28 protein-coding genes and 1 pseudogene are annotated in these 24,987 nt (G+C 70.7%); 18 read left to right on the top strand and 11 right to left on the bottom strand.

Annotation, left to right across the window (positions count from 1 at the left end; genetic code table 11):
* Positions 1–15 precede the first annotated feature (15 nt).
* The gene (locus tag ACIBMZ_RS09570) at positions 16–594 is read left to right on the top strand and encodes a hypothetical protein (protein ID WP_396692136.1); all 579 of its coding nucleotides are present in this window, start codon (positions 16–18) and stop codon (positions 592–594) included.
* Between the two features lie 198 nt (positions 595–792).
* On the opposite strand, the gene ACIBMZ_RS09565 is transcribed toward ACIBMZ_RS09570, so the two are convergent.
* The 7 genes and pseudogenes from ACIBMZ_RS09565 to ssd all read right to left on the bottom strand — a co-directional run bounded on the left by ACIBMZ_RS09565 (position 793) and on the right by ssd (position 6,228).
* Positions 793–1,203, bottom strand: a complete 411-nt coding sequence (locus ACIBMZ_RS09565) for an Rv3654c family TadE-like protein (RefSeq protein WP_396692135.1) — start codon at positions 1,201–1,203, stop codon at positions 793–795.
* A complete protein-coding gene (locus ACIBMZ_RS09560; protein ID WP_396692721.1) occupies positions 1,200–1,517 on the bottom strand; it encodes a TadE family type IV pilus minor pilin in 318 nt (105 codons plus the stop codon). The genes ACIBMZ_RS09565 and ACIBMZ_RS09560 overlap by 4 nt, the downstream gene beginning before the upstream one ends.
* 47 nt (positions 1,518–1,564) lie before the next feature.
* Positions 1,565–1,693: a DUF4244 domain-containing protein gene (locus ACIBMZ_RS09555; protein ID WP_155217386.1), complete on the bottom strand. Its 129-nt coding sequence runs from the start codon at positions 1,691–1,693 to the stop codon at positions 1,565–1,567.
* A gap of 62 nt (positions 1,694–1,755) precedes the next feature.
* Positions 1,756–2,346, bottom strand: coding sequence for a type II secretion system F family protein (locus tag ACIBMZ_RS09550; protein WP_396692719.1), 591 nt, complete (start codon positions 2,344–2,346; stop codon positions 1,756–1,758).
* Between the two features lie 368 nt (positions 2,347–2,714).
* Positions 2,715–3,431, bottom strand: a pseudogene (locus ACIBMZ_RS09545) (type II secretion system F family protein); the annotation flags it as partial.
* Positions 3,432–3,979: 548 nt separating this feature from the next.
* Positions 3,980–5,179, bottom strand: coding sequence for a TadA family conjugal transfer-associated ATPase (locus ACIBMZ_RS09540; RefSeq protein ID WP_396692134.1), 1,200 nt, complete (start codon positions 5,177–5,179; stop codon positions 3,980–3,982).
* On the bottom strand, positions 5,176–6,228 hold the full coding sequence (gene ssd / locus ACIBMZ_RS09535; RefSeq protein WP_396692717.1) for a septum site-determining protein Ssd: 1,053 nt from the start codon (positions 6,226–6,228) through the stop codon (positions 5,176–5,178). The genes ACIBMZ_RS09540 and ssd overlap by 4 nt, the downstream gene beginning before the upstream one ends.
* Positions 6,229–6,537: 309 nt before the next feature.
* Between ssd and ACIBMZ_RS09530 the strand changes: the two genes are divergently transcribed.
* On the top strand, positions 6,538–7,455 hold the full coding sequence (locus tag ACIBMZ_RS09530) for a hypothetical protein (protein WP_396692133.1): 918 nt from the start codon (positions 6,538–6,540) through the stop codon (positions 7,453–7,455).
* Positions 7,456–7,686: 231 nt separating this feature from the next.
* Here ACIBMZ_RS09530 and ACIBMZ_RS09525 read toward each other — a convergent pair whose 3' ends face one another.
* Positions 7,687–8,043 carry a hypothetical protein gene (locus ACIBMZ_RS09525; protein WP_396692132.1) on the bottom strand — a complete coding sequence of 119 codons (357 nt, stop codon included), beginning with the start codon at positions 8,041–8,043 and terminating at the stop codon, positions 7,687–7,689.
* Positions 8,044–9,762: 1,719 nt separating this feature from the next.
* On the opposite strand from ACIBMZ_RS09525, the gene ACIBMZ_RS09520 reads away from it, so the two are divergent.
* On the top strand, positions 9,763–10,329 hold the full coding sequence (locus ACIBMZ_RS09520) for an HD domain-containing protein (RefSeq protein WP_396692131.1): 567 nt from the start codon (positions 9,763–9,765) through the stop codon (positions 10,327–10,329).
* On the opposite strand, the gene ACIBMZ_RS09515 is transcribed toward ACIBMZ_RS09520, so the two are convergent.
* Both ACIBMZ_RS09515 and ACIBMZ_RS09510 read right to left on the bottom strand, forming a co-directional pair.
* Positions 10,317–10,787 carry an NUDIX domain-containing protein gene (locus tag ACIBMZ_RS09515; protein ID WP_396692130.1) on the bottom strand — a complete coding sequence of 157 codons (471 nt, stop codon included), beginning with the start codon at positions 10,785–10,787 and terminating at the stop codon, positions 10,317–10,319. The genes ACIBMZ_RS09520 and ACIBMZ_RS09515 overlap by 13 nt on opposite strands.
* A 4-nt stretch (positions 10,788–10,791) precedes the next feature.
* The gene (locus tag ACIBMZ_RS09510; protein ID WP_396692129.1) at positions 10,792–11,550 is read right to left on the bottom strand and encodes an XRE family transcriptional regulator; all 759 of its coding nucleotides are present in this window, start codon (positions 11,548–11,550) and stop codon (positions 10,792–10,794) included.
* 177 nt (positions 11,551–11,727) lie between these two features.
* Between ACIBMZ_RS09510 and ACIBMZ_RS09505 the strand changes: the two genes are divergently transcribed.
* From ACIBMZ_RS09505 to ACIBMZ_RS09440, 14 genes are all read left to right on the top strand, one after another.
* Positions 11,728–12,048, top strand: a complete 321-nt coding sequence (locus tag ACIBMZ_RS09505; RefSeq protein ID WP_111244787.1) for a hypothetical protein — start codon at positions 11,728–11,730, stop codon at positions 12,046–12,048.
* Between the two features lie 223 nt (positions 12,049–12,271).
* Positions 12,272–12,709, top strand: a complete 438-nt coding sequence (locus ACIBMZ_RS09500) for a DUF3307 domain-containing protein (RefSeq protein ID WP_396692128.1) — start codon at positions 12,272–12,274, stop codon at positions 12,707–12,709.
* Between the two features lie 168 nt (positions 12,710–12,877).
* A complete protein-coding gene (locus ACIBMZ_RS09495; protein ID WP_396692127.1) occupies positions 12,878–13,756 on the top strand; it encodes a hypothetical protein in 879 nt (292 codons plus the stop codon).
* An 85-nt stretch (positions 13,757–13,841) separates the two neighbouring features.
* Positions 13,842–14,708 carry an FtsK/SpoIIIE domain-containing protein gene (locus ACIBMZ_RS09490; RefSeq protein WP_111244784.1) on the top strand — a complete coding sequence of 289 codons (867 nt, stop codon included), beginning with the start codon at positions 13,842–13,844 and terminating at the stop codon, positions 14,706–14,708.
* Positions 14,705–14,914 carry a hypothetical protein gene (locus ACIBMZ_RS09485; RefSeq protein WP_396692126.1) on the top strand — a complete coding sequence of 70 codons (210 nt, stop codon included), beginning with the start codon at positions 14,705–14,707 and terminating at the stop codon, positions 14,912–14,914. The genes ACIBMZ_RS09490 and ACIBMZ_RS09485 overlap by 4 nt, the downstream gene beginning before the upstream one ends.
* Positions 14,915–15,000: 86 nt before the next feature.
* Positions 15,001–15,444: a DUF6197 family protein gene (locus tag ACIBMZ_RS09480; protein WP_396692125.1), complete on the top strand. Its 444-nt coding sequence runs from the start codon at positions 15,001–15,003 to the stop codon at positions 15,442–15,444.
* On the top strand, positions 15,444–15,743 hold the full coding sequence (locus ACIBMZ_RS09475; RefSeq protein WP_111244781.1) for a hypothetical protein: 300 nt from the start codon (positions 15,444–15,446) through the stop codon (positions 15,741–15,743). The genes ACIBMZ_RS09480 and ACIBMZ_RS09475 overlap by 1 nt, the downstream gene beginning before the upstream one ends.
* A complete protein-coding gene (locus ACIBMZ_RS09470; RefSeq protein ID WP_303393475.1) occupies positions 15,740–16,084 on the top strand; it encodes an RRQRL motif-containing zinc-binding protein in 345 nt (114 codons plus the stop codon). The genes ACIBMZ_RS09475 and ACIBMZ_RS09470 overlap by 4 nt, the downstream gene beginning before the upstream one ends.
* A 70-nt stretch (positions 16,085–16,154) precedes the next feature.
* Entirely contained in the window at positions 16,155–16,874 is a 720-nt protein-coding gene (locus ACIBMZ_RS09465; protein WP_396692124.1) for a hypothetical protein, read from the top strand.
* Positions 16,871–17,137 carry a hypothetical protein gene (locus ACIBMZ_RS09460; protein ID WP_396692123.1) on the top strand — a complete coding sequence of 89 codons (267 nt, stop codon included), beginning with the start codon at positions 16,871–16,873 and terminating at the stop codon, positions 17,135–17,137. Before ACIBMZ_RS09465 ends, ACIBMZ_RS09460 begins: the two co-directional genes overlap by 4 nt.
* Positions 17,137–18,912, top strand: coding sequence for a replication initiator (locus ACIBMZ_RS09455; protein ID WP_396692122.1), 1,776 nt, complete (start codon positions 17,137–17,139; stop codon positions 18,910–18,912). The genes ACIBMZ_RS09460 and ACIBMZ_RS09455 overlap by 1 nt, the downstream gene beginning before the upstream one ends.
* A 28-nt stretch (positions 18,913–18,940) precedes the next feature.
* Positions 18,941–19,213, top strand: a complete 273-nt coding sequence (locus ACIBMZ_RS09450) for a helix-turn-helix domain-containing protein (RefSeq protein WP_396692121.1) — start codon at positions 18,941–18,943, stop codon at positions 19,211–19,213.
* On the top strand, positions 19,213–20,484 hold the full coding sequence (locus tag ACIBMZ_RS09445) for a tyrosine-type recombinase/integrase (protein WP_396692715.1): 1,272 nt from the start codon (positions 19,213–19,215) through the stop codon (positions 20,482–20,484). Before ACIBMZ_RS09450 ends, ACIBMZ_RS09445 begins: the two co-directional genes overlap by 1 nt.
* 354 nt (positions 20,485–20,838) lie before the next feature.
* The gene (locus tag ACIBMZ_RS09440; RefSeq protein ID WP_396692120.1) at positions 20,839–21,642 is read left to right on the top strand and encodes an HAD family hydrolase; all 804 of its coding nucleotides are present in this window, start codon (positions 20,839–20,841) and stop codon (positions 21,640–21,642) included.
* A 158-nt stretch (positions 21,643–21,800) separates the two neighbouring features.
* Here the strand turns inward: ACIBMZ_RS09440 and ACIBMZ_RS09435 are convergent, their stop codons facing one another.
* Complete coding sequence (locus tag ACIBMZ_RS09435) at positions 21,801–22,547, bottom strand: oxidoreductase (protein ID WP_396692119.1); 747 nt, start codon at positions 22,545–22,547, stop codon at positions 21,801–21,803.
* Between the two features lie 267 nt (positions 22,548–22,814).
* Between ACIBMZ_RS09435 and acs the strand changes: the two genes are divergently transcribed.
* Positions 22,815–24,809 (top strand): acetate--CoA ligase, encoded by a 1,995-nt coding sequence (acs, locus tag ACIBMZ_RS09430; protein WP_396692118.1) that lies wholly within the window; start codon positions 22,815–22,817, stop codon positions 24,807–24,809.
* Positions 24,810–24,987 lie beyond the last annotated feature (178 nt).

Here is a 24,987-nt window from a genome sequence, read left to right as displayed (position 1 = left end):
ATCGAGGAGATTCTCATGCAGCTCGATAGCTTGCAGGCACAGCACCAGTTCCACATCCGTCAGCGGTTACGTTTCATGGTCAACCAGTACGAGGTGCACAGCGTCGCGCCGGACGGCTCCGAGGGCGGTCTGCTGGCCTTCGCCCAGCAGAAGCGGCTCGCCTTCAAGGAGCAGGTGACCATCTACGCCGACGACTCCAAGCAGCAGCCGCTGCTCGGGTTCAAGGCCCGCCAGCGCATCGACCTCGGCGCCACGTACGACGTCACCGACCACGCCGGCACCCCGATCGGACTGTTCCGCAAGGACTTCGCGCAGTCGCTGCTCCGCTCGACCTGGCACGTCGAGCAGTCCGGTCTGCCGAACATCGTCGGTCAGGAGCGCAGCATGCCGGTGGCGGTGCTGCGCCGGTTCGCCGAGTCGCTGTCGTGGCTGCCGTACCACTTCGACTTCGTCGCCGACGGTCAGCCGGTCTTCTCGGTGGTGAAGAAGTGGGGCCTGCGTGACCGCTACGTCGTCGAGATCCAGCACCCGCAGATCGACCGCCGCCTGGTGATCGCCATGGCGATCGCACTCGACGCGCTTCAGGGTCGCTGACCTCGACGACGTCGGCGTTCGCGTCGCCGACCGTCGGCCACCGACCTCGTTTCCGGCGGCGGCGTCGACGTCGTTGCACGGCGTCGCTGCTCGGCCTCGGCGTCGCGCGGCGTCAGGGAATCGGCTCGCCGCCCGCCGGTGGCGAGCCGGCTCCCGGCCGGCTCGCTCCCGATGTGTTCCACGCCCGTGCGAACCTGCTCACCCGCGCACCGGGCCGGCCCGGGAGGTGGCCGTGGCGACCCGCGAGATCCCGGGCAGCGGACGCACCGACACCGCTGCGGTGACCACCACGTCGATCCCGTCGACCTGGCACCGGACGAGCCTCGCGCCGTTGGCGGCGACGAGTTCGGCGGCACGGGCACACGCCTGCGACTCGTCGTGCAGCGCACGACCCGCTCCGGCGAGCGCCCCGAAGTCGGCCGCGACCCGCGCCTGCTGACGTGCCACCCGTGCGGCGCCGACCCCCGCGCCGAAGGTCCCACTGAGCACGAAGATCAGCCCGACCGCCAGCAGGCAGACCGTGGCCCCACCCCGGTCACGCCCGCCGACTCGCCGCCGACACCGAGCCGCGGCCCCGGCGGGGTGGTCCGGGGGCTGGACGGAGGTCACGGCCTCGGCTCCGGGATGCCGGGCTCGACGGCCGCCACCGCCGTGGCCACGACGACGATCGCGGGCAGGTCGGTGCCGAGGGCACGCACCGGGGCACGCACGGTCACCCGGACCGTCTCGTCGTCCACCACGACGGCCACCTCGGCACCCGGAGGTGCGTACCGGTGAGCGGCGCTGTCACCCGGCTCGCCCCGGGAGGCGGCGAGCGCCGCCTCCCGGGCCGCGTCCAGGCAGGCCGCCCTGGTGCTGACCGCGTTGACGGCGGTCAGCCCGACGAGCAGGAGCAGCACCAGCGCCGGCAGACCGGCCGCCATCTCGGCGGTGAAGGAACCCCGGTCACGACCGGCCGGCCGGCGCCCGGTCACTTCAGGGCCCGGTCGATGACGGCGGTCAACGCGGACTGCACGCTGTCCGAGGTCAACACCTTCAGCAGGACACCTCCGAAGGCCACCGCGGCGAGCGTGCCGACGGCGTACTCGGCGGTGTTCATCCCGGCGTCCCCGCGAAGGCGGGCGAGGATTCTGCGCACGTGTTCGTCCCTTCTCGATGTGTTCACAGCACGTCGCCGAGCACGGCGACGATCACCGGCACCAGACCGGCGAGAATGAAGGCGGGGAGGAAGCAGAGGCCGAGGGGCAGCACGATCAGCACGCCCGCGCGGCGCGCCGCCGCCTCGATCGCGATGGCCCGGTCGGCGCGCAGGTCGTCCGCGAGCCGGGTGAGTGCACCGGCCAGCGCAGCCCCGCTGCTGGCCGAACGAATCGCCGCGGCACCGATCCGCTGGGCACCCGGCACCGTCGCCAGGTGCGCCCAGGCTTCCTGCGGCCCGCCACCGAGTTGCAGCGTGCGACCGACCCGGCCGAGCTGGTCGGCGAGCGGACCACCCAACGCGTCCGCCACCGCGAGCACCGAACGCTCCACCGGAGCGCCCGCCCGGAGCGCGGCGGCGAGCAGGTCGGCGGCGAGCGGGAGATCGGCGACGGCCCGCAGGCGCCGATTCCGGTCCGCCGGTGGCTCGATCCGCCGGAGCAGCCGGTCGAGCAGGAGCGCGGTGGGTAGTACCGCCACGAGACCGGGCCACCCCCCGAGCAGGACGCCCACGGCCGTCCCCGCGAGCCCGGCGGCAAGTCGCACCCGGTCCACCCGACGGCCCGATGCGGCACCGGAATCCGGTCGCCCGGCCGTGACCTGCCCGCCCGACGGGCCCACAGCTTCCACCGGTTCGCTCAGGCCGTTGGCGCCCTTGCGACGCTGAGTGGCAGTCGACGGGCTCGCGCCGGCCAACCGACGCAGCCGCCGCCGAGGTCGGTGGCGGCCGACCAGGAGCACGGCGATCAGCACGACACCGACCAGCACCGCCGCCGCCAACGTGCTACCGGCCAGGTCGAGCAGGTCGACGGCCGGGACACGCCTGACAGCGGCCAGATCGAGCCCGCCGAAGGCCTGATCACGCAGGCCGCCGGCCAGGGCGTGCGTGCCCCCGGCCAGGTCGGTGGCGACCGGGCGGGGCATCAGGCGGCTCCGGCAGGTGTGGCGCCGAGGCGGTCTGCCCAGAGCAGTCCGATGGCCTGGAGCACGACGGCCGCGACCGCGCAGGCACCACCGATCGGGGTGTGCAGCAGCACCGTCAGCGGGTCGACCCCGATGCCGTAGCCGAGAGCGATGCCGCCCACCGGAAGCGCGGCCAGCAGCCAGGCGGTGGCGCGGGCTCCGGCAGCCTGGGCCGCCGCCGCGCCCAGCCCCCGGTCCGTCGACCGGGCGTCGGCCTCGATCCGCTCGACCAGCTCGGCCAGCGGAGCGCCCGTCCGGTCGGCCAGCCGCACCGCTGCCTCGGCCAACTGCCCCGGTCGATCGGCGAGTACGTCGGCTCCCCTCGGTACCCGGCCGCCGGCACCTCCCTGAGCGACGCTCGTACCCTGGTCGAGGCTCGCCACCTGCGCTGAGGCGGCACCGATCCGTCCCGGGCCGCCGGAGCGCAGCGCCGCCACCGCCACCGGAACGGGCAGCCCGGCCCGGAGGTCGGCGGCGAGGGCACAGAGCTGGTCCAGCCGCTCCCGCTGCGCCTGTGCCACCTGGGTCGTGGCGCGGCGGCGCAGCAGTGCCCGTACGCCCACGGCCCCGTACCCGGCCAGCGCGACCGCCGCCACCGGGCCACCGAGCAGGCCGCCCACCGTCGCGCCGAGCGCCACGATCAGCAGGAGTGCCTTCCTCTGCGGCATCCCGGCCAGTCGGGCGCTCGGGCTGCGTCGCGCCTGATGATCCGGTCGCTCGTCAGCAGTGCTCGACCGGAGCGTGGCAGGCGCGTCCACTGTGTCCGGGGGCCCGTCATCCCGGTTCGTCGCCGCGTCGACCGGACAGTGGTCCGCTCCGACGGTCGTCACGAGCGGCGTCCCGCCCGGTCGCCTGGTCGGCGGTAATGATGTCGGGAGGTCGGCGCGGATCGGTCGACGCCCGTCACCGCGCCCGGGCGGTGCGGACGCCGTCGTGCGAGTCGGTGGGCCGGAACGCGTCGAGGCCGGATGCGCTGTCGGGGGACACGCTGTCGGCGGAGGACGCGTCGGCGTCGGGCGCAGGGTGGCTGGTGGCGGGGCCACGCAGGACTGCCGGCTGAGCTGGGCCGGTTCGCCCACCGACCGCAGCGTGGCCACCCAGTCGATCAACGGATCGTCGGCGCGTCCGTCGCGCGATCGGCTCGGGAAGACCCGGGCACGGACCGGCCGGATCGCGACCACACCCAGCCCGAGCAGCAATCCCGCCGCCCACAGGTATCCGCCGCTCATGCCGGGCCCGCCGATCCGGGCCACGGCTCGGACAGGATCGGCGGCACCGCGACGTCCCGATTCTTGATCATTGTGCCGAGGGCTCGCGCCGCGAACCCGAGACCGCGACCCCGAATCCAGGCGGGTACCGCCGTGACCAGCCGTTCCGGCCCCTCCGGCAGAAGCAGGCAGACCGACTCCAGCAGCCGCCCCTGGGACGTACGGCGAATCTGGAACACCACCTGTAGGGCAGCCGCCACCTGGGCGTGCAGTGCCGGGCGGGGCAGCCCGCCGAGCAACCCCAACGCCTCCAGCCGGGCTGGCACGTCCGACGGGGTGTTGGCGTGCAGCGTTCCCGCGCCGCCGTCGTGACCCGTGTTGAGCGCGGCGAGCAGATCCACCACCTCACCGCCCCGGCACTCGCCGACGACCAGCCGATCGGGTCGCATCCGCAGCGCCTGCCGGACCAGCTCACTCAGACCGACCGCGCCGGAGCCCTCCACGTTCGCCGTACGGGCCTGCAACCCCACCACGTGCGGGTGCACCGGCCGAAGCTCGGCGGCGTCCTCGACGAGCACGATCCGCTCGGTGCCCGGCACCAGCGAGAGCAGGGTGTTCAACAAGGTCGTCTTGCCGGAGCCGGTCCCGCCGATCACCAGGTACGCGAGGCGGGCCGCCACCACGGCGGCGAGCACCGGTGCGACCGGCCGGGCCACCGCACCCTGCTCGACCAACTCGTCCAGGGTGAACGGCCGCTGCCGGAAGGTACGCAACGACAGGTACGGCCCGTCGGTCGCCACCGGCGGCAGGACAGCGTGCATCCGGGTGCCGTCGGACAGTCGGGCGTCGACGCACGGCGCACCGTCGTCGAGGCGACGACCGGCTCCGGCAGCCAGCCGCTGCGCCAGCCGACGTACGTCGTCCACGGTGCCCACCGGCACCGGGACCTGGTGCAGCCCCTGACCCCGGTCCACCCACACCCGTACGCCGTTGACGAGTACGTCCGTCACCTCCGGGTCCACCAGCAACGGGGCGAGCGGACCGGCGCCCACCAGGTCGTCGCGGACCTGGTCGGCCATCCGCAGCAGGGCGGTGTCCCCGAGTACGGCGGCATCGGGCTCGGCGCGTACCGCATTGACGATCGCGGCCGGGGTGACCGGTGTGGTGGCGGCGGCGATCCGCTGTCGTACCCGAGCGGCGAGACTCTCCCCGCTCACGCCGCACCCGCCGTGGCGCTCCGGCCGGTCAGGTCGGTGACGATCCGCTGGCAGAGGTCGGCCAGCGGGCCGCGCCCGGTGGCCGCCGGGGCCTCGCCCCGCTCCAGGCCCCGACACAGACCCGGTTCGGGCCGCAGGCTGCCGGCGAGCGGCAATCCGAGTGCCTTGGCCAGCTCGGTCGCCCGTAAACGGCCGGGAGCCGGGCCACGCACGACGACCGACAGGTCGTGGCAGTGCGGACCGGCCACCGCCACCACCCGCGCCGCCGCAGCGGTGGCCCGCAACTCCGCAGGCACGACCACGAAGACCCGGTCGGCTGCCTGGAGCGCGGTCACCGCCGCGTCGTCGAGATACCGGGGCAGGTCGACCACCACGAAGTCGCGACCGCGTCGGGCCGCGTCCAGCGTGGCCGCCATCGCCTCGGCCGGCACCGCGACCAGGTCCCCACGATCCCAGGAGAGGACCACCAGGTCGCCTCGACTCGGCAACGCCCGCACCAGGGCGGGAGCGTCCACCCGGCCGTCCGCCCCGGTCAGCGCCGGCCAGCGGAGACCCTCCAACTGCTCCCAGCCCAGCACCAGGTCGAGGCCGCCGCCGAGCGGATCGGCGTCGAGCAGCAGGGTACGCAGCCGGGTGCGGGCGGCGGTGACCGCGAGCCCACCGGCCAGGATGCTGGCCCCGGCCCCACCTCGACCACCGAGCACGGCGACCACCCGGCCACCGGGCGCGTCCCCGGCACCGCTCTCGGCGAACCGGTCGACCAGCCACGGCTCGGCCGCCGGTAGCACCGCGACGTGCTCGGCACCGAGCAGGTCCGCGACCTGCCAGCTCGACTCGACGTCGCCGTCCCGGCCGACCAGGACCAGCCGCGCACGTCGCGGCAGCCGGGCCCGCAGGCAGGGCTGCGCCTGATCAGTGCCGACCACCACCAGCGGGGCGGACCGCCAGCGGGTCCGGGCCGCCGCCGGGTCGGCGGCGACCTCCACCTCGACGCCTCCGGCGGCGGCGAGCCGCAGCAGGTCGTCGAGCAGGTCACCGTCCCCGGTCACGACCAGCGGCGGAGGCGGGTACGGCGGGACGGAGGTACGGGCGGGCATCGTGGCCTCCAACGGTCGGCAGGGGTTCGCTGTGCCGAACCCTTCCGTCAGGACCACCCCCGACGCCGCCCCGTACGGCCGCCCTGTGGACAACCAGGTCTCCTGTGGACAACGCCCGCGATCGAAGTCGATCTGCTAAGTGGACGATCGGGTATCGCGTCCAAATCGCCTTCGATCGGCCATAGCGGGACGTCATGGAGAGCACGCATAATCGACGGTCTGCGCCGTCGGCGGAACGGCATCCCTCGCTGGATCGAGGTCATGAAGCAGTCGCCAGATCACGAGCAACCCCGCGTCGAGCCAAGGCTCCGAGTCGGCCCCTGGCTGTTCGATCCGCGCTCCCACCCCGCGCCACCGACCCGGCCGGAACTGCCCGCGTACCCGACACGGCTCGCGTTGCCGGCCGCACCGGTCACCCGCGACGGCGATCCGCGGACGCCGCAGACCGTCTCGTCCCGACCCGTCGTCGTCCCCGCCGAGCCGGCACACCACGACACCGGCCGGGTGAGCCACCGGCTCCTGCTGGCCGGGGTCGCCACCGGCGTACTGGGCCTGCTGCTCACCCTGCTCTGGCCTACGCCGGAAGCGCCGCCGACCGCCGCTGAGGAGCGGCCCTCCGGCTGGGTCGCGCCGCAGCCACCGGTCCCGGCCGGCACCTCGCAGCGCCCCTCCCCGGACGGCACGGCCACGCCGTCGGCCTCGTCCTCCGTCGGCGGGGTCTCCTCCACCCGCCCACTGCCACCTGCCACGCCGTCCGCGCCGACCCGGTCGACGTCGACGTCGGCCCCACGGACCGATCCACCCCGCACCCCGGGTACGCCCAGCGCCCGACCGACGTCCGCACCCAGCCGCCCGGCGAGCCCCGCACCGACCACGCGGCCACCCGAGCCGCAACCCCAGCGACTCGCCCCGCTGCCCGGCGGACACGAGCGGTGGCTGCGCTCGGTCGGCGGCGGTCCCGAGACCAGCATCGAGTTCGTCAACTCCACCGACCGCACGGTGACCGTGCACTGGCTGGACCACCAGGGCAACCGCAGGCAGTACCGAGTCCTGCCACCGAACACGTCGTACCGGCAGCACACGTACGTCGGGCATCCCTGGGTCGTCACCGACCGACGAGGCCGGGCCCTGGCCTGTTTCGAGCCGGTCCGTACGCCGGCCCGCGCCGTGATCGGCTAGCCGCGAAAGCGCTCCCGCAAAAGGGACGACCCCCGTCGGGGGGATGCGGACTAACCATGACGATTTGTGTCGGCCGCTGCTGGCTGCCGCAACTGCGCAGGCGTCGTCTGTCATCTACTCCTCTGCGCTGTCGGTCTAGATCGCCGCGTCTGCTGCCTTCCTGCTGCCCCAGCTCAACTAGACGGCCCCGGGTGAACCCCGGGGCCGGTCGAGGCGCCGTTAGTAGTCAGCTCAGTTCGCCCGCTTGCGCGAGTGGGTGCGTACGAAGACGATCCCGGCCACCATCATGACGGCGCCAACGATGACGCTGAGCACCAAGTGGTGGCTTATGACCCAGAAGAGAGCGACCCCACCCAACGTCAGCAACATGATGATCGCGTACTGAACCACGGCCGAGGTCTGCCCGTTAGCCTCCGACTCTTCGATGGCGAGCTCAACCCCCAAGCCTGCAACCTTACTGAGCCAGATCTTGATATTGACCACGTCCCGCCGGAAGACCGGGTCAGCCCGGTCCCCCGGGGCGCCTTCTCCGGGTTCCGCCGTCAGGTTCAACTCGACCTGCTCCGGCTGCCTCGGCGGTGTCGGCATGTTCAACCCCTTTTCTTGAGGTCACGCTCAGCTCGCCCACCTTGGTCGCCCCTCGGGTCGCCCTGGTGTGCCCACGAATTTCGCCGAGAGTACACCGCAAGGCGTACCCGACCACCACTCGGGTACGCGATATACGCGTACGATCGTACGGTGATCATGCGCACGTCGTCCGTCCAGGGGATGTGCCGACCGGCCCTCGCGCTGTACTTTCGACAGTGGAACTGTCTAGTTTATCCCCCACCCCACGGCGGGATGGCAGTTTCGGGGTAGGCAAGCCATACTGCAAAGATGCATACTACCGGCGCGCGCATGCCGTACGATCCAATCCGTGGAGGTGATCGCAGTGTTACGCTCCGTGCATCCTCGCAACATACCGCCCTAGACTGGCGGTCCACAAAGTGATCTTTGCGGTTGCCAGCCATGATCCGAATGAGGAAAGGGTATGAGAGGGGATGAACTTACAATGCCAGTGAGGACGAGCGTACTGGATCGTTCAGCAGGCACTGAAGAACGCACCCGCACGCACCCCCACGAGGACGGCCCGCCAGTGTCCTCCCCCCCGGCGCCTCGCCGTGACACGCCTAAGGCCGACAATCTCCCACCCGGGAGTGCAGGCACAGGAGGTCAGCTAGTGCGCCTTACCGTAAACCTGACGCCTCGCGCCAGTGATGCGCTTGATAGGGCCAGCAGGGAGTCTGGAGATTCGAAGACAGATACCGTGAACCGCGCACTCCAGGTTTATCTGCTAGTTCAAGAACTTTGCAAGCGCGGGGGCGGAAGCATCCGAGTCATTCATCCAGATGGCGAAGTAGAGAGGGTACACATTGTTTGAGTACTCGATTCCGCCGCCGTTACCGAACGTCCTTCGGATTTCCTCGGCAGCCACCGACTCGTTGTCGCACTCCACAGCCTTCAGCGCACCTGACGCTGCCAGAGAAGGACAAGAGCGTCAAGCTTTCGATGACTCGCACCTAAGTCAATCAGTCCAATGAACGCGGGAGTCCAGCACTCCCCTTGGTTCTGGACTCCCCGTACCCGGGCTGACGAACGCCCGGCGGCGCGTTCCTCCAGGCGCGACCGACAGCCCTGGGCCAAACACCCAAGGCACGTGTCATCCCGTCTGCCGTCGACCCGCCCGTCTGCGGAGCGGGCCGCCGCCCGGCCCGCCACGTCAAGCGGACCTTGACGACTCGTACGGACGCTGGTGGGTCGGGCGGTGGTCTGCTCGGCTTGCCCGGGTCGATGGCAGACGGGATGGCCTACCGCAACCACCCACGGACCGCGACCCGCCGACGGAGCCCCGGCCATCCTGGAGCCCGAGCGCCCCCGCCGGAGGCGCAGTAGCCGCAACCCTGCGACCGTCCAGCTCGCCGACGCGGCCGGCGTCCGCTTCCCTGCGCCGCGCGGGTTCGTGGCCGCGCGGCCCGGCCGGCTGCCGGCCCAGCACAATCCGGTCAACGCTGCTGTTGTCATGCGGCGGCCCACCGGGCTACCCGCCTTCCGCGCCAGCCGCCGGGCGTGTTGCGTGACCGGAGTCGGAGCGCCAGCGCAGCGACGGGCACGCGCCCTGGCGGCGGCGCGTGCGGCCCGTTCAGGGCCGCCTTGAAGACGTACAGAAAGTTTGAACCACACCGCCGGGCAGCCGGCCGGTCTTGTCTCGTCTCGTCGACCAGCGAACACGGGATGGTGCGGGCCGTGTGCGCTCCGTACCCTGGCGGCATGGCCGACCTCGTCGACACCGCTCGGGAAGTTGCGCGGCACCTGCTGGAGACTCCGCTACCTCGTCGATGGAGTCACGTCCAGGCGGTGGCCGCCAAGGCGGACCGGGTCAGCGCTGCCGTACCGGTCGAGGATCGTGCGGTGCTCGTAGCGTCCGCGTGGCTGCATGACGTGGGCTACAGCCCCGACCTGGTCGACACCGGCTTTCACTCGCTCGACGGTGGCCGCTGGCTACAGCGCGAGCGGTTCAACGAGCGGATTGCCGCCCTGGTGGCTCACCACTCGTGCGCCTGGCTGGAAGCCGAAGAGCGTGGGCTTGGTGACGTCCTAGGCGCCGAGTTCCCCCGGGAAGAGACGCCGGTGACGGATGCCCTCTGCTTCTCGGACATGACGACCGGGCCGGACGGGCAGGACTTCGAGGTGTTAGAGCGGCTGGCCGAGATTCGGTCGCGGTACGGGCCGGAGCACCTGGTGACCCGGTTCATCGGCCGGGCGGAACCAGAGATGGTCGCCGCTGTGCGGCGGACTCAACAACGGCTTGTCGGCAGCGTCCCTCAGCCGATGTAGGGCTCGGCGCGGTCCTCGTATCCGTGGGTGATGCGGAGCAGGGTCGACGGATGGATGTCGAGTGCTTCGAACTCGTCGCGGGCCACCCACCGGACGTCGCTTGATTCATCGCTGGGGGTCGGAGTGCCGTCGACGGGTACGGCTCGGAAGCAGAGCGAGAACTGCTGCCGGACCTCTCCGTCTGAGTACGCGATGACGTGGTCTGGGTCGGAGTAGACGCCGACCATGCCGGTCACCTCGACGGTGATGCCGGTCTCTTCGCGGGTTTCTCGGGTCGCCGTCTCGGCGACCGATTCGCCGATCTCCTGGCCGCCGCCGGGCAGTGACCACAGGCCGTTGTCGGTGCGCTGGATGAGCAGCACCCGGGCATGCTCGTCGCGGACGAAGACGGAGACGGCCACGACGATACTGTTGGCTTCCGGCGCGTTCGGATCGTGGTAGTGCTCAGTTCTCGCCATGGCTCTAGGCTGCCACCTCACCGAGCGGCAGCGGCTTCGAGGCGGACAAGACTCGGTCGAAGCTGTCGGCGTAGGTGCCGAACAGGTCACCACCGTTAAGCCGCCGTAGGTGCATCACGGGCGCGTGTGGTGCCGGGAACCCGAGTACGTGCATGTTCACCAGCATCTCGTCATCGAATCGGTAGATCGAGTTGTACAGCGTCGTGTCGTGGTAGAGCACCTTCACCCCGGGCGCATCGTCGAGCCGCTTGTAGGACTGCTGCACCTGACGAATCTTCGCGGCCATCACGCCGGGCGCACCCTCCTCGACGCTTCTCCGTTCGATCGCGGCGCTGGTCGGGTCGCCAAGCAGGATAGTCACCGCGACACCGTCAACGCCCTTTTGACGCAGGATGTCGACAAGCCTCGGGTCCTGCTCCAACAGGAAGAGGCCAGCGTAGGCGAGGACGTCGATCCGCTTCTCGGCTCGCTCGATCATTCGTCGCCACAGGTCGTACGGCACGGCGGACCGCCGGGAGTAGAGCTGGACCATCTCGCTCTGCCCGATCTTCGACGCCTTCTCCGGGGTCACGGCGTCCGGCCACAGGTACGGCACGTCTTCGCGCACCATGGCCGCGATCGCGTGCCGGTGCCGGGGATACGGCGTCCGGTCCTGCGTGATCCACCGTTCGACGGTCTTCGGGTCCACCCCGATCCGCTCGGCCACAACGGCAGGCGTCAGGCCGTTGCGCAGGATGGCATCGCGTAGCCGGTCGTTCGGCATCCGACCCTCCTCAAGGGACGACTAGGGACAACTAGACGATAGTCGAGACGTCCCATAGTCGTCCAGCCCTCGGGATGGGGCGTCCTCGCAGATTCGGGAGTCTTGACCTCAGAGGCCACGAGCAAGAGTCCACCGGGGACAAGCTCAATTTCTGGCCCGAGACACAGGAGGTCTGTTGTGAAGCTGTACGTGGACACCCAGAGCAAGCAGGTCCAGGTGACGAAGGACCCCGAGCCGAAGAACGACCAGAACGGCAATCAGCGGTCGGAGAAGAACACCGGCCGGCTCATGTGGTCCACCCAGGTCTTCGTACTCGACGAGACCGGCGGCGAGATCATCACCATCACCACGGCGGGTGAGAAGCCGAGCGTGATGGTGGGACAGCTCGTCGCTGTCGAGCAGTTGGAGGCCATCCCGTGGGCGACCAACGGGCGTAACGGCGTCGCGTTCCGCGCCATCTCGCTGAAGCCGAAGGCTGGTAACTCGGCGGCTAAGTAGTTCTTCGCTCACCGCGCTGTGTGAGCCTCTGGTGTCTGATGCACGAAGCGGCCTGATGGTCCGCTGAACTGATCCATCTTCGGTCCGGGAGCGTTTCTGGCTCCTATTCTCCCGGCCCTGGCAACCCGTGGTTGCCCTCTCGATATGGCGCGGGGTCGGTACTGGCTCCTACACCTGCCGACCTCGCCTGCCATTCCAACCCGTTCACCCACAATCGTTGGGAGTGGTTGTCGTGCTCGTTTCCGCCATCGTCTTCGCCGTTGTCGCGGCGACTCTCTACGCCGGCCACCAGGTGGCCGACCACGTCTTCGGCCAGTCCGACAAGCAAGCCGCCCACAAGGCCGCTCCCGGCTGGGACGGCTGGCGTCACCTGTTGGGCCACGTCGTGGCCTATCACCTCGTGGTGGTGGTCATGTTGACCGTCGCCATCGTCGCGCTTGGTCTGCCCGTCACCGTCGTCGGGCTCATCGCTGGAGTCGGCTTCTCCGCCGTCTCACACGCATTCCTCGACCGGCGTTGGCCGGTGCGGTGGTTGCTCATCCTCACCGGTAGCCGGGATTTCGCCGACCGGCAGGCCCCGATCTGCGGCATGTACCTGGCGGATCAGTCTCTGCACGCGGCTTGCCTGTGGGTATCCGCGCTGCTCATCGCCTGCTTGTAGGCGCAAGGGTCGCTACGCGGCCTGAGTGATTTCGAGCCCGGGGCCGGTACTGGCTCCTACACCTGCCGACCCCGTGCTCTCCAACCCATCCAGCCCAATCGCTTGGGAGGACGTGTCGTGTCCAAGTCTAGCCCTCGCCGCTCGTTCGGCCGGAAGTCAACCGGAACCGTGACAGTAATCGAGGCCAAGGTTCACCGGTCCTCGGCCCGGAACGCCCGAATGGCGTTCATCCTCACTGCGGTCATCATCGGCGTACTCGGTGCCGTGGTGGCCGCTTCCTACGTACACCCCATCATCGCGCTGTTCATCGGTGCGGCCATCGGCGTCCCGTGCGGCGCGCTGGCCTGGCTCCTGGTCCGCATCTGGCCGGTCCTGCGGCTGCTGTGGTGGTGGACCCCCGAAATCGTCCTTGCCGTCGTGCTGCTGACGGCGTGGGTGCAGCTCGCCACTCACACCCCGACCATCGTCACCCTGGCCGTCGTCGCGGTCGTCCTCGGCGTTCCGGCCGCCGTTCCCACCGTTCGACGCCAGGTCGTCGCCTGGGTGTGGTGCCTTGCCGTACGCCACCGGCTGCGGGTCTGCTTCGCGCAGTTCATCATCGCCAACCAGTCGGGGTCACTCCCGCTGATCCTCTGGGCCAAGCCGACCCCGGTCGGCGAACGGGTCTGGGTCTACCTGCGGCCCGGCCTGTCCCTGGCGGACCTGGAAGGCCGCCTCGACAAGATCGCCGTCACCTGCCACGCCTCGTCCGTCCTGGTCGAGCGCGCCTCCGACGGAAACGCCGCGTACCTGCGGTTCGACGTCAAGCGCCGTGAGGTGCTCACCGCAACCGTCACGTCCCCGCTGGCCGACGTCATCACTCCCGACGCTCCGGCCACCGACCGACCGACGCCGGTCATCCCCACCGCCCTGGACCTGCCCGACGTCCAGGCACCCACGGTCACCCTGCCCATCCAGCCCAAGAAGTCGGCCGCCACGTCGGCCAACGGCAGCAAGCCGGCCCCTGCGCCGTCGTCGGACGCCGACGACGTCTCCGACTGGATCTGACCCTGCAATCCATCCCGGACGCGGGGAGCCCTGCGGGCTCCTTCGTGTGGCTTCCCGCGCCCATCAACGCCCAAGGAAGGCACCCATGGCTACGGCATCCGCCCCGACCGCCGGTATTCCGGTGGGGCCTGGCCTGTCGATGTTCGACCCAATCTTCGTCGGCATCGACGAGTTCGGCCAGCCCGTCTACATCACCCTGGCCTACCGCAACCTCCTCGCTGGCGGTGAACCCGGCGGAGGTAAGTCCGGCCTACTCAACACCATCGCGGCCCACGCTGCTCTCTCGGCGGACTCCCGTCTTGTCCTGCTCGACGGCAAGCTCGTCGAACTCGGCCAGTGGGAAGACTGCGCCGACGCCTTTATCGGCCCTGACATCACCGCCGCGCTCGACGTCCTCCGACGCCTACAGCAGGTGATGAACAACCGTTACGCCTGGCTGCGCGCCCACGGACGTCGCAAGGTCACCGCGCTCGACGGACTCTCCGTCATCACCGTCCTGGTCGACGAGATCGCCTTCTACTCCGCCACCATCGGCGGCAAGCAGGAACAGGAAGAGTTCGTCGCCCTCCTGCGGGACCTGGTCGCCCGGGGTCGAGCCGCCGGAATCCCCGTCGTCGCCGCCACCCAGCGACCGTCGTTCGACATCATCCCCACCAGCCTGCGGGACCTGTTCGGCTACCGCGCCGCGTTCCGCTGCACCACTCCCAACAGCTCGAACATCGTCCTCGGTCACGGCTGGGCCGAGCAGGGCTACTCCGCCACCGACATCGCCCCGACCAACCAGGGCGCGGCGTACCTCATCGCCGAAGGCGGCATCCCGCGCCGCATCAAGGTCGCCTACCTGACCGACGCCCAGATCGCCGGCATCGCCGACTACGCCGCCTGGACCCGTCGTCCCACCCGCCCGTCCGCACCGACCGGATCTCGACTCGATTGGGGAACCGCCGCATGACCCTGCGAGAGCTCATCCGCACCCGTCGTACCCCGGCACCGACCACCCAGTACGTCGACCGGCACGTGGTCGGTACGCCCGAGGAACTCGCCACGCTCATGGCGCTGGCCACCGATCGTGGGCTCCTCGTCTTCGCCTCGGCACCCGTACAGCTGCCCGGCGATCCGACCCGCTTCCGCCGCTACCTGCGGCTGCGCGCCAGCTAATCGGCCGACGGAACCGGCTCAAGCCCTGGAAAGCAGACCGGTTCCGCCGACCTCCCACCAAGCCCTCCTGAAAGGACGTGGCTGCCATGAAGGCTACCCAGAACCCACCTACCACCGGAACGGTCACTCCTGCTGACCTGCTCCGGATGGCTGCCCTCTACCTGCGCCGGCACGGCTGGCACCAGGGCACCTATTACCCCACCACCGCGCCCGCCGGCTGCCCTACGCCGCCGGCCTGCGCTGTCGGAGCGATCGGCATGGCCGTCGCCGGCCACCGCGTCGACCACTTCTACAGCCTCGACTTCGGCACCCAGGTCGCGTTCCGCACCGCCGTGGGTGTCTTCACCACCCACCTCGACGACTACGAGCCCATCTGCGCCGTCGACGACGACGGCTTCCTCATCGACGAACACACCTCCCCCTATTCCTGGAACGACGACCCCGGCCGTACTGCTGAGCAGGTCATCACGGCCCTTGAGTCCGCCGCCGACGACTGGGACTCCCTCCACACCGACGGGGGCGAGAACTGATGCCCACCGTCAAGCCCACCTTGACGCCGAACGTCCCGCGACAGAAGCGCCGGGACATCGTCGAGAACGACGAATTCGCGGCCTTCGCACGCCGCATCATCCGCGCCCACGGTCGCCGCGTCGCCACCGGTGACGTCGAAGCCCTACGCGACCTGGTCGCCCTCTCCGCCGTCATCGACGAGGCCATCACCGACGCCGTCGTCGGACTCCGCGCCTTCGGCTACTCCTGGGCCGAAATCGGCCAACGCCTCGGCATCTCCCGCCAAGCCGCCCAGCAACGCTGGGGAGACCGGTCGTGACCAACTTCTACGACCCGACCGGCACTCGCTTCGGCTTTCCCACCTACCCGTATCGGATGGCACCCAGCGGGCTCGCCACCCTGCGGCAGCTTCGGGCTGCCGGTCTGCGTCCCGGCGGGCATGACCCCGTCGCCCAGATCTTCTGGCGGCGCGGGAAGCGCGTCGCCTACCTCTACCGCCTCGACCTGGCCAAGCCCAAGCGCACCGCCACCCCCGCCCAGCGGGAGGCCATCGGCAAGGCGCTGCGCGCCCGCCGTACCTGCGCCGTCTGCGGCCTGGTCCGGCCCTACTACATCCCGCACCGCTACGGCTGCTGCCTCGACTGCCACGGAGGCCACTGATGGGTGTCCTGATCACCTTCGCCGTCATCCTGCTCATCGGCATCGCCATGGCCTACATGGGCGGTGTGCGATGAACCGTCAGCCCACCACCGGCACCCGAATCGAAGGTGTCGTCCTGGTCCTCATCCTGCTCACCGTCGCCGGATTCGCCGGTGCCGCCTCGTTCACCCACGTCAAGGACTGGACCCTCGACAACTCCCCGGCGGGAACGGGCGAGTGGTTCGGCTGGGCCAACGCCGTCATCTCCGAACTCGTCCCCATCGCCTGCCTGCTGACCATTCGGCGTCGACGCCGGGTCGGTGCGCCCATCGGCTACCCGTTGTTCCTGCTCATCGCCGCCGCCGGCCTCTCCCTGGCCGCACAACTCGCGGTCGCCAAGCCGGGCATCTCCGGTTGGCTGCTCTCGGCAGTACCGGCACTGGCCTTCATGGCTCTGGTAAAACTCGTCCTCGCGCCCGTCAAGGGCGACAACCCGACCACGCCGGTTGTCGAACCGGCCGAACCGATCCGGGCTGAGGTGGCCGAGCAGGTCACCACCGAACCGGTACCGCCGGCCGCCATCGCCACCGACCCGCAACCCCGTCCGGCCATCCAGCCCACCATCCCGGCCACCGAGCCGGAGCCGGTCGAGGTTCCGACCCACCTCCTGCCCATGGCCAGGTTCGCCGCAGCACAGCACGAGCAGAACACCGGGTCACCCATCACCGCCGCCGAGCTGGCCGACCGGCTCGACATCGCCCCGGCCACCGCCGGGCAACTCCTGACCACCCTGAGCGGTGGTGCCCGATGACCATCTACCTCGTCGACATCGAACAGGTCGTCCACACCTGCCCCGTCCACCCAGAGGGGCACCCGTACGACATCCGGCGCACCATCGTCGACGTCATTCCCGGCGGACCCTGCCGGGCTCCGGTCACCGTCCGCTGCGGTGGACAGACCGTCCTGATCCCGTGCCGTCGGCACGAGCCGGCCAAGCGCCAGTGCGGCGCCTGCCGGGTCATCGTCACCGAACGCACCATCACCACCCGCACCCCGAACGGGATCGCGGTCTGATGGCCTCGACGCTGGACCTCACTCCCCGCGCTTCGGCCCGGGGGGTGGGCTCGAACGCCGACACCATCGTCTACGACTACACCGCCGCCGGGGCTGCCTTCGCCCGCGCCACCCGACCGGACTACTTCGGCTGGATCGAACATGTCCGCGCCGCCGGTGGCTGTACCCGACCGATCCGGCTCGCCGGCCAGCTCCTCACGGTCGAGCCTGGCACCGGGCGCGTCGTCGAGCAGCGGCACACCGACGGTATGCCCGACGCGGTCATCTACACCGCCTGCGGCAACCGGCGGGCCACCGTCTGCCCCTCCTGCGCCCGCACCTACCAACGCGACGCGTACCAGCTCCTACACGCCGGTCTCGTCGGCGGCAAGGGTGTCCCCGACACCGTCACCCAACACCCGGCCGTGTTCCCCACCTTCACCGCTCCATCCTTCGGGCCGGTCCACGTCCGCGCGGTCCGCAAGCACACCTGTCGGGACCGCAAGCGCTGCGACTGCCGCCCCGACCCCTGCCACGCTCGCCGCGCCGACGACCCCACCGCCGGCCACTGCCCACACGGCCGCCCCGCCGTCTGCTGGGCACGACACGAGCCCGGTGACGCCGCGCTCGGTCAGCCGCTGTGCCTGGACTGCTACGACCATGACCACCAGGTCGTCTGGAACCTGTTCTCCGGCGAGCTGTGGCACCGCACCAAACAAGCCGCGGAACGGCACCTGGCCAAGCTCGCCCGTCGCCGCGGCATCCCGCGCGTGCAGGTCACCACCGCCTCAGGCAACATCCGCACGGTCCCACCGGTTCGGCTGTCGCACGGCAAAGCGGCAGAGTTCCAAGCACGCGGCGCGGTCCACTTCCACGCCCTCGTTCGCCTGGACGGTGTCGACCCCGGCGACCCGGCCGCCGTCGTCCCACCGCCGGACGCGTTCACCGTTGACGACCTCGTCGACGCGCTCCGGCACGCCGCCGCCCAGGTCGCCTTCACCACCCCCGAGCACCCCGACCACCCCGCCGGCTGGCCGATCGCCTGGGGCGAGCAGCTCGACATCCGGCCCATCACCCTCACCGGCCACGGTGAGGTCACCGACAGCATGGTCGCCGGCTACCTTGCTAAGTACGCCACCAAGAGCACCGAGGTAACCGGGCACCGCTCCACCCGCCTCACCGCCGACACCATCGGGGACCACGCCGACCCCGACGGCGACCACACCGCCCGCCTCATCGACGCCTGCTGGCGACTCGGCCGACCTACCGGCACCCCCGTACCGCTGTCCCAGCGGCCCCGCGACCACCGGCCCCGACCCGGCTTCGTCCCGCGCTGGGAGTGCCCCGACTGCGGCACCCACACCCGCTACGCCGCCTGCCCGGTCTGCGTCGCCCGACGTCAATCCGCCCTTGACACCGAATCGACGAAACCGGCCACCGCCAACCCGTACGCCCGACTGCGCCGGTGGGCGCACATGCTCGGCTTCGGCGGCCACTTCCTCACCAAGGCCCGGCGGTACTCCGTCACCTTCCAACTCCTGCGCGATACCCGCCGTGCCCACCGGCAGCGCGAGGAACACGGACACCCGGCCGTCGGCGGCCCGCTCGTCGACGACGACACCACCCTGATCGTCGGCACCCTCACCTTCGCCGGGGTCGGCTGGCACACCACCGGTGACGCGCTCCTCGCCAACACTGCCGCCGCCATGGCCAGAGAGCGACAAGCCGCCGGCCGCGAGGAACTCGCCCACGAACTCGGCACCACCCCGGCCGGCACTGTGCTGGCTGTCGCCTGACCCGACAGACCTGAGGAGGTCACTCGTCATGAGCACCACCGCCCGCCCGGCTCCGGTCGTTCGGCTCGTCCCTCGTTCCGGGGCGGTCGTCGTCGCGCCGGTTACCTACACCGTTCGGGAGGTCGCCAAGCTGCTGGGTCTATCGCTCGGCAGCACGTACGCCCTCGTCCGCGCCGGCACCATCCCGGCGACCCGCCTCGGGGGCCGCTGGCTGATCCCCCGTACCCGGTTCCATGCCTGGCTCGACGGCGTCACCGAGCAACCCGCCGCCACCGGCACCGAGCACGGTCGGGGGCGTTGATGGGCTTTGTCCGCAAGACTCCGGCCGGGACCTTCCGCGCCTGCTGGCGTGACCCCGCAGGTCAGCAGAAGTCGAAGAGTTTCCGCACGAAGCGGGAGGCCAGCGCCTACCTGGTGGAGATGGAAGGCAGCCTCAACCGGGGCACCTACGTCAACCCGCACGCCGGCCGTACCCGCGTCGGTGACTTCGCTCAGCAGTGGCTCGCCACCCGCTCGGTCGAAGCGCGCACCACGGAACGGACCGTGTCCCTGCTTCGGGCTCATGTCCTGCCCAAGTGGGGTGACTGGCCGCTCGGGAAGGTCGACTTCATGTCGGTGCAGGAGTGGGTGACCGGGCTCGGCCGCGACCTCGCTCCCGCCACCGTGGGCAAGTGCTACCAACTGCTGTCGATGATCCTGCGAACCGCTGTGCAGGCGCGGCTGATCGCGGTCAACCCCGCCGAGGGCGTCAAGCTGCCCCGGGACCGAACGCGGGACGTCAAGCCGATCACGATCAGCCGGGAGAACTTCTTCGGCAAGCTGCTGCCGGCCGTCCCGCCCCGTCACCGGGCCATCGTCTGCACCGCCGCCGGGGCCGGGCTCCGCTGGGGCGAGTGCGCCGGGCTCACCTGGTCGTCAGTAGACCTCGACCGGGCATCGCTGCGCGTCGTCCAGGTCGCCGAGGAGACGCACGGAGGGATCGTGCTACGTCCGTACCCGAAGAGTCGCGCCGGAGTGCGGACCGTGCCGCTGCCCGGTTTCCTCGTCGACGCGCTGCGTCAGTTGCACGCCGCCGCCGACAACCCGGACCCGCGCACGCTGGTCTTCCGGGACCGGGTCGGCCGACCGTTGCGCCGGTCGAACTTCCGCCGTCGGGTCTGGCTGCCCTCGCTGGTCCGCGCCGGCCTGCTCGGTCAGGTCGTCGACGCCGGTCCGCATCGGTACCGGGCCGTCTGGCCCGATCGGGAAGGCGTCGAGTGGTCGGCCGAATTCACCACCGAGCGGGAAGCCGTCGCCTGCGTCGCGGCCAAAGCTGCTGGCGGGATGCGGTTCCACGATCTGCGGCACGCCTACGCCACCTGGCTGGTCACCGACGGCGTGCCGATCAACCTCGTGCAGCGCGTCATGGGCCACGAGCAGGCGTCGACCACGCTCAACCGCTACACCCACACGCCGGACGACTACGCTGCCCGGGTCCTGGCGGCCTTCGACGGCCCTGCTGCCTCTCTGCTGCCTCCGACGGGAGAAACCACGCCGGACGAGGCCGATGACGAGATCGGGGACGACCTGTGAACTGGGGCGGAGCGTTCCCACGGGAAAGGGACGACCCCCGTCGGGGGGAGACGGGGGTCGTCGGAGGTTCGGCTCCGGGGGGGTCGAGCCGAACCCGCTCAGCGGTCACGGGGGGTGCAACCGCCGAGAGTCTGCCGGTGGTACGAGATGTGAATACTCGGCCTACGAACAAGTCTGCCTGAGCGGACCTGTGTACGTCGAGTGGTGTAGCCTCCACTCCCCGCAGATTCCTTTTCGCAGAGTGTGACTGCAGTCACCCTTCGGAGGCGGCGGGGAGGCCGACCCGCAGGTCCGCACGGTCCTTGACCCCCGGGCATCCGACGACCATAGACCATCGGGCTAGACTTTCGCGCCGTGGGCCGAAGTGCCGCTTTCTTCGATCTGGACAAGACCGTCATCGCCAAGTCGAGCGCCCTGGCGTTCGGTCGGCCGTTCTACCGGGACGGCCTGATCACCCGGCGTGACGTGGTCAAGTCGGCGTACGCGCAGCTGATGTTCCGGCTGGGCGGCACCGACGAGCAGACCATGGCCAGAACCAGGGACTATCTCGCCACTCTGTGCAAGGGGTGGTCGGTGGAGCAGGTCCGCCAGCTCGTCGCGGAGACACTGCACGAGCTGATCAACCCCTACGTGTACGCGGAGGCCGCCGCCCTCATCGAGGAGCATCAGGCGGCCGGGCGGGACGTGGTGCTGGTCTCCGCCTCCGGCGAGGAGATGGTCCGCCCGATCGGCGCGCTGCTCGGGGTCACCGACGTGATCGCCACCCGGATGGGTGTGGTGGACGGGCGGTACAGCGGCGAGGTCGAGTTCTACGCGGCCGGTCCGAGCAAGGTCGAGGCGGTCAGCGAGTTGGCCGAGGCGCGCGGGTACGACCTGGCCGACTCGTACGCCTACTCCGACTCGTACACGGATCGGCCGTTGTTGGAGTGCGTGGGTCATCCCAGCGTGGTCAACCCGGACCGGCAGCTCCGCAAGCTCGCGGTGGAGAACGCCTGGCCGGTGCTGGAGTTCCGACACCCGATCCCGCTGGGTCGGCGGCTGCGGGAGCGGCCGGGCGTCCCGGTGGCCGCGGCTGCGCTCGGCGTGGGTGTCGGGGTGGCGATCGGCATCGCCTGGTACGGCCGGCATCGCCGGACCCGCGCCGGCAGCTCGGCCTGATCCTCGCCGCAGCTCCGCCCGGTGGTCGCCGCCGGATCAGGCTCGGTCATCGCCGGTCCCGCCTGAGCTTCCCTGCACCCGCGTCGGCGGGACGGTCGATCCTCATGGAGCAGGTGACCTGGCCGGCGCCGGTCGTCGGGGCGTTCGGCGGGCACTCCTCACGCGGCGGCCAGGACCTCGTCGCCGACGGCGGTGAGCTGATCGGCGCCCACCTCGACGGCGGACATGTAGTGACGCAGCCACGACCGGAGCCCGTCCGGCGTCCCGGTGGCGAAGGCGCCGGCTGCTCCGACGTACTCCGGTTCGCGTTCCCGGTGCCCGACGTCGACCGGCAGCAGGCCGCGCGGGTCGACGCCGCTGGCCAGCAGCACCAGACGGGCCGCGCCCCGGGCGACCACGCCGGACGGGCCGGCGAACGGGCGCAGGTTGAGCAGTTCCCCGTGCACCACGGCGGCCAGTACCAGCGGAGTGACCCTGGTGCCGCCGGCCACCAGCCCGGCCAGGGCGTCGAGGCGGGCGGCCACCACCGGGTCGTCGACCGGGCGGCCCAGGTCGGGCTGGTCGACGATGTCGCGGGCGGCGAGTACGTGCAGCTTCGCGAGGGCCTGTCGGGGCGCTCGGGGCCAGAGGTCGGTCAGCCCGGGGAGCGCTCCGGCGACGCGCAGGGCGCCCTGGAGGACCGGTTCGGTGACGGTGCCGGCGCGAACCGCCTCGCGGTCGTGGGGGCGGCCTTCCAGGCCGGCGCTGGCCACCGCGGACCGCAGGCCGACCTCGGCCGCGACCTGACCGCCGTGGCGGCGCAGCGCGCGGTGGCCGAGTGCCTGGTCGAAGCGGGCGCGGGCGCGCGCGGCGACGTCGGCGACGTCGGCGAGGTCGAGCAGCGGTGCGAGCGGGTCGGCGGTCACCCCGTCACGCTATCGACCCGGCTGTCCGCGCCGCGCACGAGTCGGCGTGCACGCCGTGCCGCAGGTGCGTCGACGCCGTGCCGCAGGTGTTAGGAAGGGGCCCTTCCTATGCACGAGGCGTTAATAAGGTGCCCTTCCTTACATCTCGGCGCGTGGGAGGAGCCGTTGGGCGACGAGGGCGGACGAGATCGGTCGCCTGGCGCGCCCGCCCCGGCTAACCTGCCCGGAAGAGAGGCAGGTCACCCCCGAGCGACGAGGAGTCACCGCATGAGCGAGGCATTGGCCAATCTGCTGAACGAGACGCGCCAGTTCCCGCCGCCGGCCGAACTCGCCGCCGCCGCCAACGTCACCGCGGACGCGTACGTCGAGGCCGAGAACGACCGGCTGGCCTTCTGGGAGCGCCAGGCCGGGCGGCTGACCTGGGCGAAGCCGTGGGACCAGGTGCTGGACTGGTCGAACCCGCCGTTCGCCAAGTGGTTCGTCGGCGGGCAGCTCAACGTGGCGTACAACTGTCTGGACCGGCACGTGGAGGCGGGCCGGGGTGACAAGGTGGCGATCCACTGGGAGGGCGAACCGGGCGACACCCGGACCATCACCTACGCCGACCTGCACCGGATGACGTGCCAGGCGGCGAACGCCCTCACCGACCTCGGGGTGGTCGCGGGTGACCGGGTGGCGATCTATCTGCCGATGATCCCGGAGGCGGCGGTCGCGATGCTGGCCTGCGCCCGGATCGGCGCGACGCACAGCGTGGTCTTCGGTGGCTTCTCCGCCGAGTCGCTGACCAACCGGATCCAGGACGCCACCGCCAAGGTCGTGATCACCGCCGACGGCGGTTACCGCCGGGGCAAGCCGTCGGCGCTCAAGCCGACCGTGGACGACGCGGTGGCGAACTGCCCGTCGGTGGAGCACGTGCTGGTGGTACGGCGTACCGGCGAGCAGGTCGGCTGGTCGGAGCGGGACCACTGGTGGCACGAGACGGTGGAGCAGGCGTCGACCGAGCACGCCGCGCAGCCGTTCGACGCCGAGCACCCGCTGTTCATCCTCTACACCAGCGGCACCACGGCCCGTCCGAAGGGCATCCTGCACACCACCGGCGGGTACCTGACCCAGACCTCGTACACCTCGCACGCGGTCTTCGACCTGAAGCCGGAGAGCGACGTCTACTGGTGCACGGCGGACATCGGCTGGGTGACCGGCCACTCCTACATCGTGTACGGGCCGCTCTCCAACGGCGTCAGCCAGGTCATGTACGAGGGCACCCCGGACACCCCGCACAAGGGCCGCTTCTGGGAGATCGTCGACAAGTACGGCGTGACGATCCTCTACACGGCACCGACGTTGATCCGCACCATGATGAAGTGGGGCGACGAGATCCCCGCGGAGTACAGCCTCTCCACGCTCCGCCTGCTCGGCAGCGTCGGCGAACCGATCAACCCCGAGGCCTGGATGTGGTACAGGCAGCACGTCGGGCGGGGCGAACTGCCGATCGTGGACACCTGGTGGCAGACCGAGACCGGCAGCATGATGATCTCGCCGCTGCCCGGGGTGACCGCCGCGAAGCCGGGTTCGGCGATGACGCCGCTGCCGGGGGTCAGCGCCGACGTGGTGGACGACCAGGGTCAGTCGGTGCCCGACGGCGGTGGCGGCTACCTGGTGCTGCGGGAGCCGTGGCCGTCGATGCTGCGCACCATCTGGGGCGACGACAACCGGTTCATCGAGACGTACTGGTCCCGGTTCGGTGCGGGGGTGAGCGGCAACGCCGACGACCCGTGGGTCTACTTCGCCGGTGACGGGGCGAAGAAGGACGACGACGGGCACCTCTGGCTGCTCGGCCGGGTGGACGACGTCATGCTGGTCTCCGGGCACAACATCTCCACCACGGAGGTGGAGTCGGCGCTGGTGTCGCACCCGTCGGTGGCGGAGGCGGCGGTGGTCGGCGCCACCGACCCGACCACCGGGCAGGCGATCGTGGCGTTCGCGATCCCGCGCGGCAGCACCGACATCGCCGGTGAGGCCGGCGAGCAGCTCATCGCCGAGTTGCGCAACCACGTGGCGAAGACGCTCGGCCCGATCGCCAAGCCGCGTCAGATCATGTTGGTGCCGGAGCTGCCGAAGACCCGCTCCGGCAAGATCATGCGCCGGTTGCTGCGGGACGTGGCGGAGAACCGCTCGCTCGGTGACGTGACCACGTTGCAGGACTCGTCGGTGATGGACCTGATCGCCTCCGGCATGGGCGGGGGTAGGTCCGACGAGGACTGACGGATAGGCGTACCACTCGACGGGTGGCGGTCCGACGCGGACCGCCACCCGTCGATGTCTGTCCGGACCTGCGCGGACGTCGGGTCGCCGTCGCCGAGGGCTGTGACAGTGACAACGCCTGCCAACAACCCGCTGCCACAAAATCGACGCACACCCCTTCCCCTTGAGCCCCACGAGT

The sequence above is a fragment of the Micromonospora sp. NPDC049900 genome, from assembly GCF_044461025.1.
In the GTDB taxonomy this organism is placed as follows: Bacteria; Actinomycetota; Actinomycetes; order Mycobacteriales; family Micromonosporaceae; genus Micromonospora.
The sequence above is the reverse complement of the archived record's forward strand: the minus strand, read 5'-3'. Positions and strand labels throughout refer to the sequence as shown.

What these genes read in the sequence shown, in the direction of transcription:
- ACIBMZ_RS09570 (WP_396692136.1), top strand. Translation starts at nt 16, where the DNA reads ATGCAGCTCGATAGCTTGCAGGCACAGCACCAGTTCCACATCCGTCAG.
- ACIBMZ_RS09560 (WP_396692721.1), bottom strand. Translation starts at nt 1,517, where the DNA reads ATGGCGGCCGGTCTGCCGGCGCTGGTGCTGCTCCTGCTCGTCGGGCTG.
- ACIBMZ_RS09555 (WP_155217386.1), bottom strand. Translation starts at nt 1,693, where the DNA reads ATGAACACCGCCGAGTACGCCGTCGGCACGCTCGCCGCGGTGGCCTTC.
- ACIBMZ_RS09530 (WP_396692133.1), top strand. Translation starts at nt 6,538, where the DNA reads ATGAAGCAGTCGCCAGATCACGAGCAACCCCGCGTCGAGCCAAGGCTC.
- ACIBMZ_RS09525 (WP_396692132.1), bottom strand. Translation starts at nt 8,043, where the DNA reads ATGCCGACACCGCCGAGGCAGCCGGAGCAGGTCGAGTTGAACCTGACG.
- ACIBMZ_RS09520 (WP_396692131.1), top strand. Translation starts at nt 9,763, where the DNA reads ATGGCCGACCTCGTCGACACCGCTCGGGAAGTTGCGCGGCACCTGCTG.
- ACIBMZ_RS09515 (WP_396692130.1), bottom strand. Translation starts at nt 10,787, where the DNA reads ATGGCGAGAACTGAGCACTACCACGATCCGAACGCGCCGGAAGCCAAC.
- ACIBMZ_RS09510 (WP_396692129.1), bottom strand. Translation starts at nt 11,550, where the DNA reads ATGCCGAACGACCGGCTACGCGATGCCATCCTGCGCAACGGCCTGACG.
- ACIBMZ_RS09490 (WP_111244784.1), top strand. Translation starts at nt 13,842, where the DNA reads ATGGCTACGGCATCCGCCCCGACCGCCGGTATTCCGGTGGGGCCTGGC.
- ACIBMZ_RS09485 (WP_396692126.1), top strand. Translation starts at nt 14,705, where the DNA reads ATGACCCTGCGAGAGCTCATCCGCACCCGTCGTACCCCGGCACCGACC.
- ACIBMZ_RS09480 (WP_396692125.1), top strand. Translation starts at nt 15,001, where the DNA reads ATGAAGGCTACCCAGAACCCACCTACCACCGGAACGGTCACTCCTGCT.
- ACIBMZ_RS09475 (WP_111244781.1), top strand. Translation starts at nt 15,444, where the DNA reads ATGCCCACCGTCAAGCCCACCTTGACGCCGAACGTCCCGCGACAGAAG.
- ACIBMZ_RS09465 (WP_396692124.1), top strand. Translation starts at nt 16,155, where the DNA reads ATGAACCGTCAGCCCACCACCGGCACCCGAATCGAAGGTGTCGTCCTG.
- ACIBMZ_RS09460 (WP_396692123.1), top strand. Translation starts at nt 16,871, where the DNA reads ATGACCATCTACCTCGTCGACATCGAACAGGTCGTCCACACCTGCCCC.
- ACIBMZ_RS09455 (WP_396692122.1), top strand. Translation starts at nt 17,137, where the DNA reads ATGGCCTCGACGCTGGACCTCACTCCCCGCGCTTCGGCCCGGGGGGTG.
- ACIBMZ_RS09450 (WP_396692121.1), top strand. Translation starts at nt 18,941, where the DNA reads ATGAGCACCACCGCCCGCCCGGCTCCGGTCGTTCGGCTCGTCCCTCGT.
- ACIBMZ_RS09445 (WP_396692715.1), top strand. Translation starts at nt 19,213, where the DNA reads ATGGGCTTTGTCCGCAAGACTCCGGCCGGGACCTTCCGCGCCTGCTGG.
- acs (WP_396692118.1), top strand. Translation starts at nt 22,815, where the DNA reads ATGAGCGAGGCATTGGCCAATCTGCTGAACGAGACGCGCCAGTTCCCG.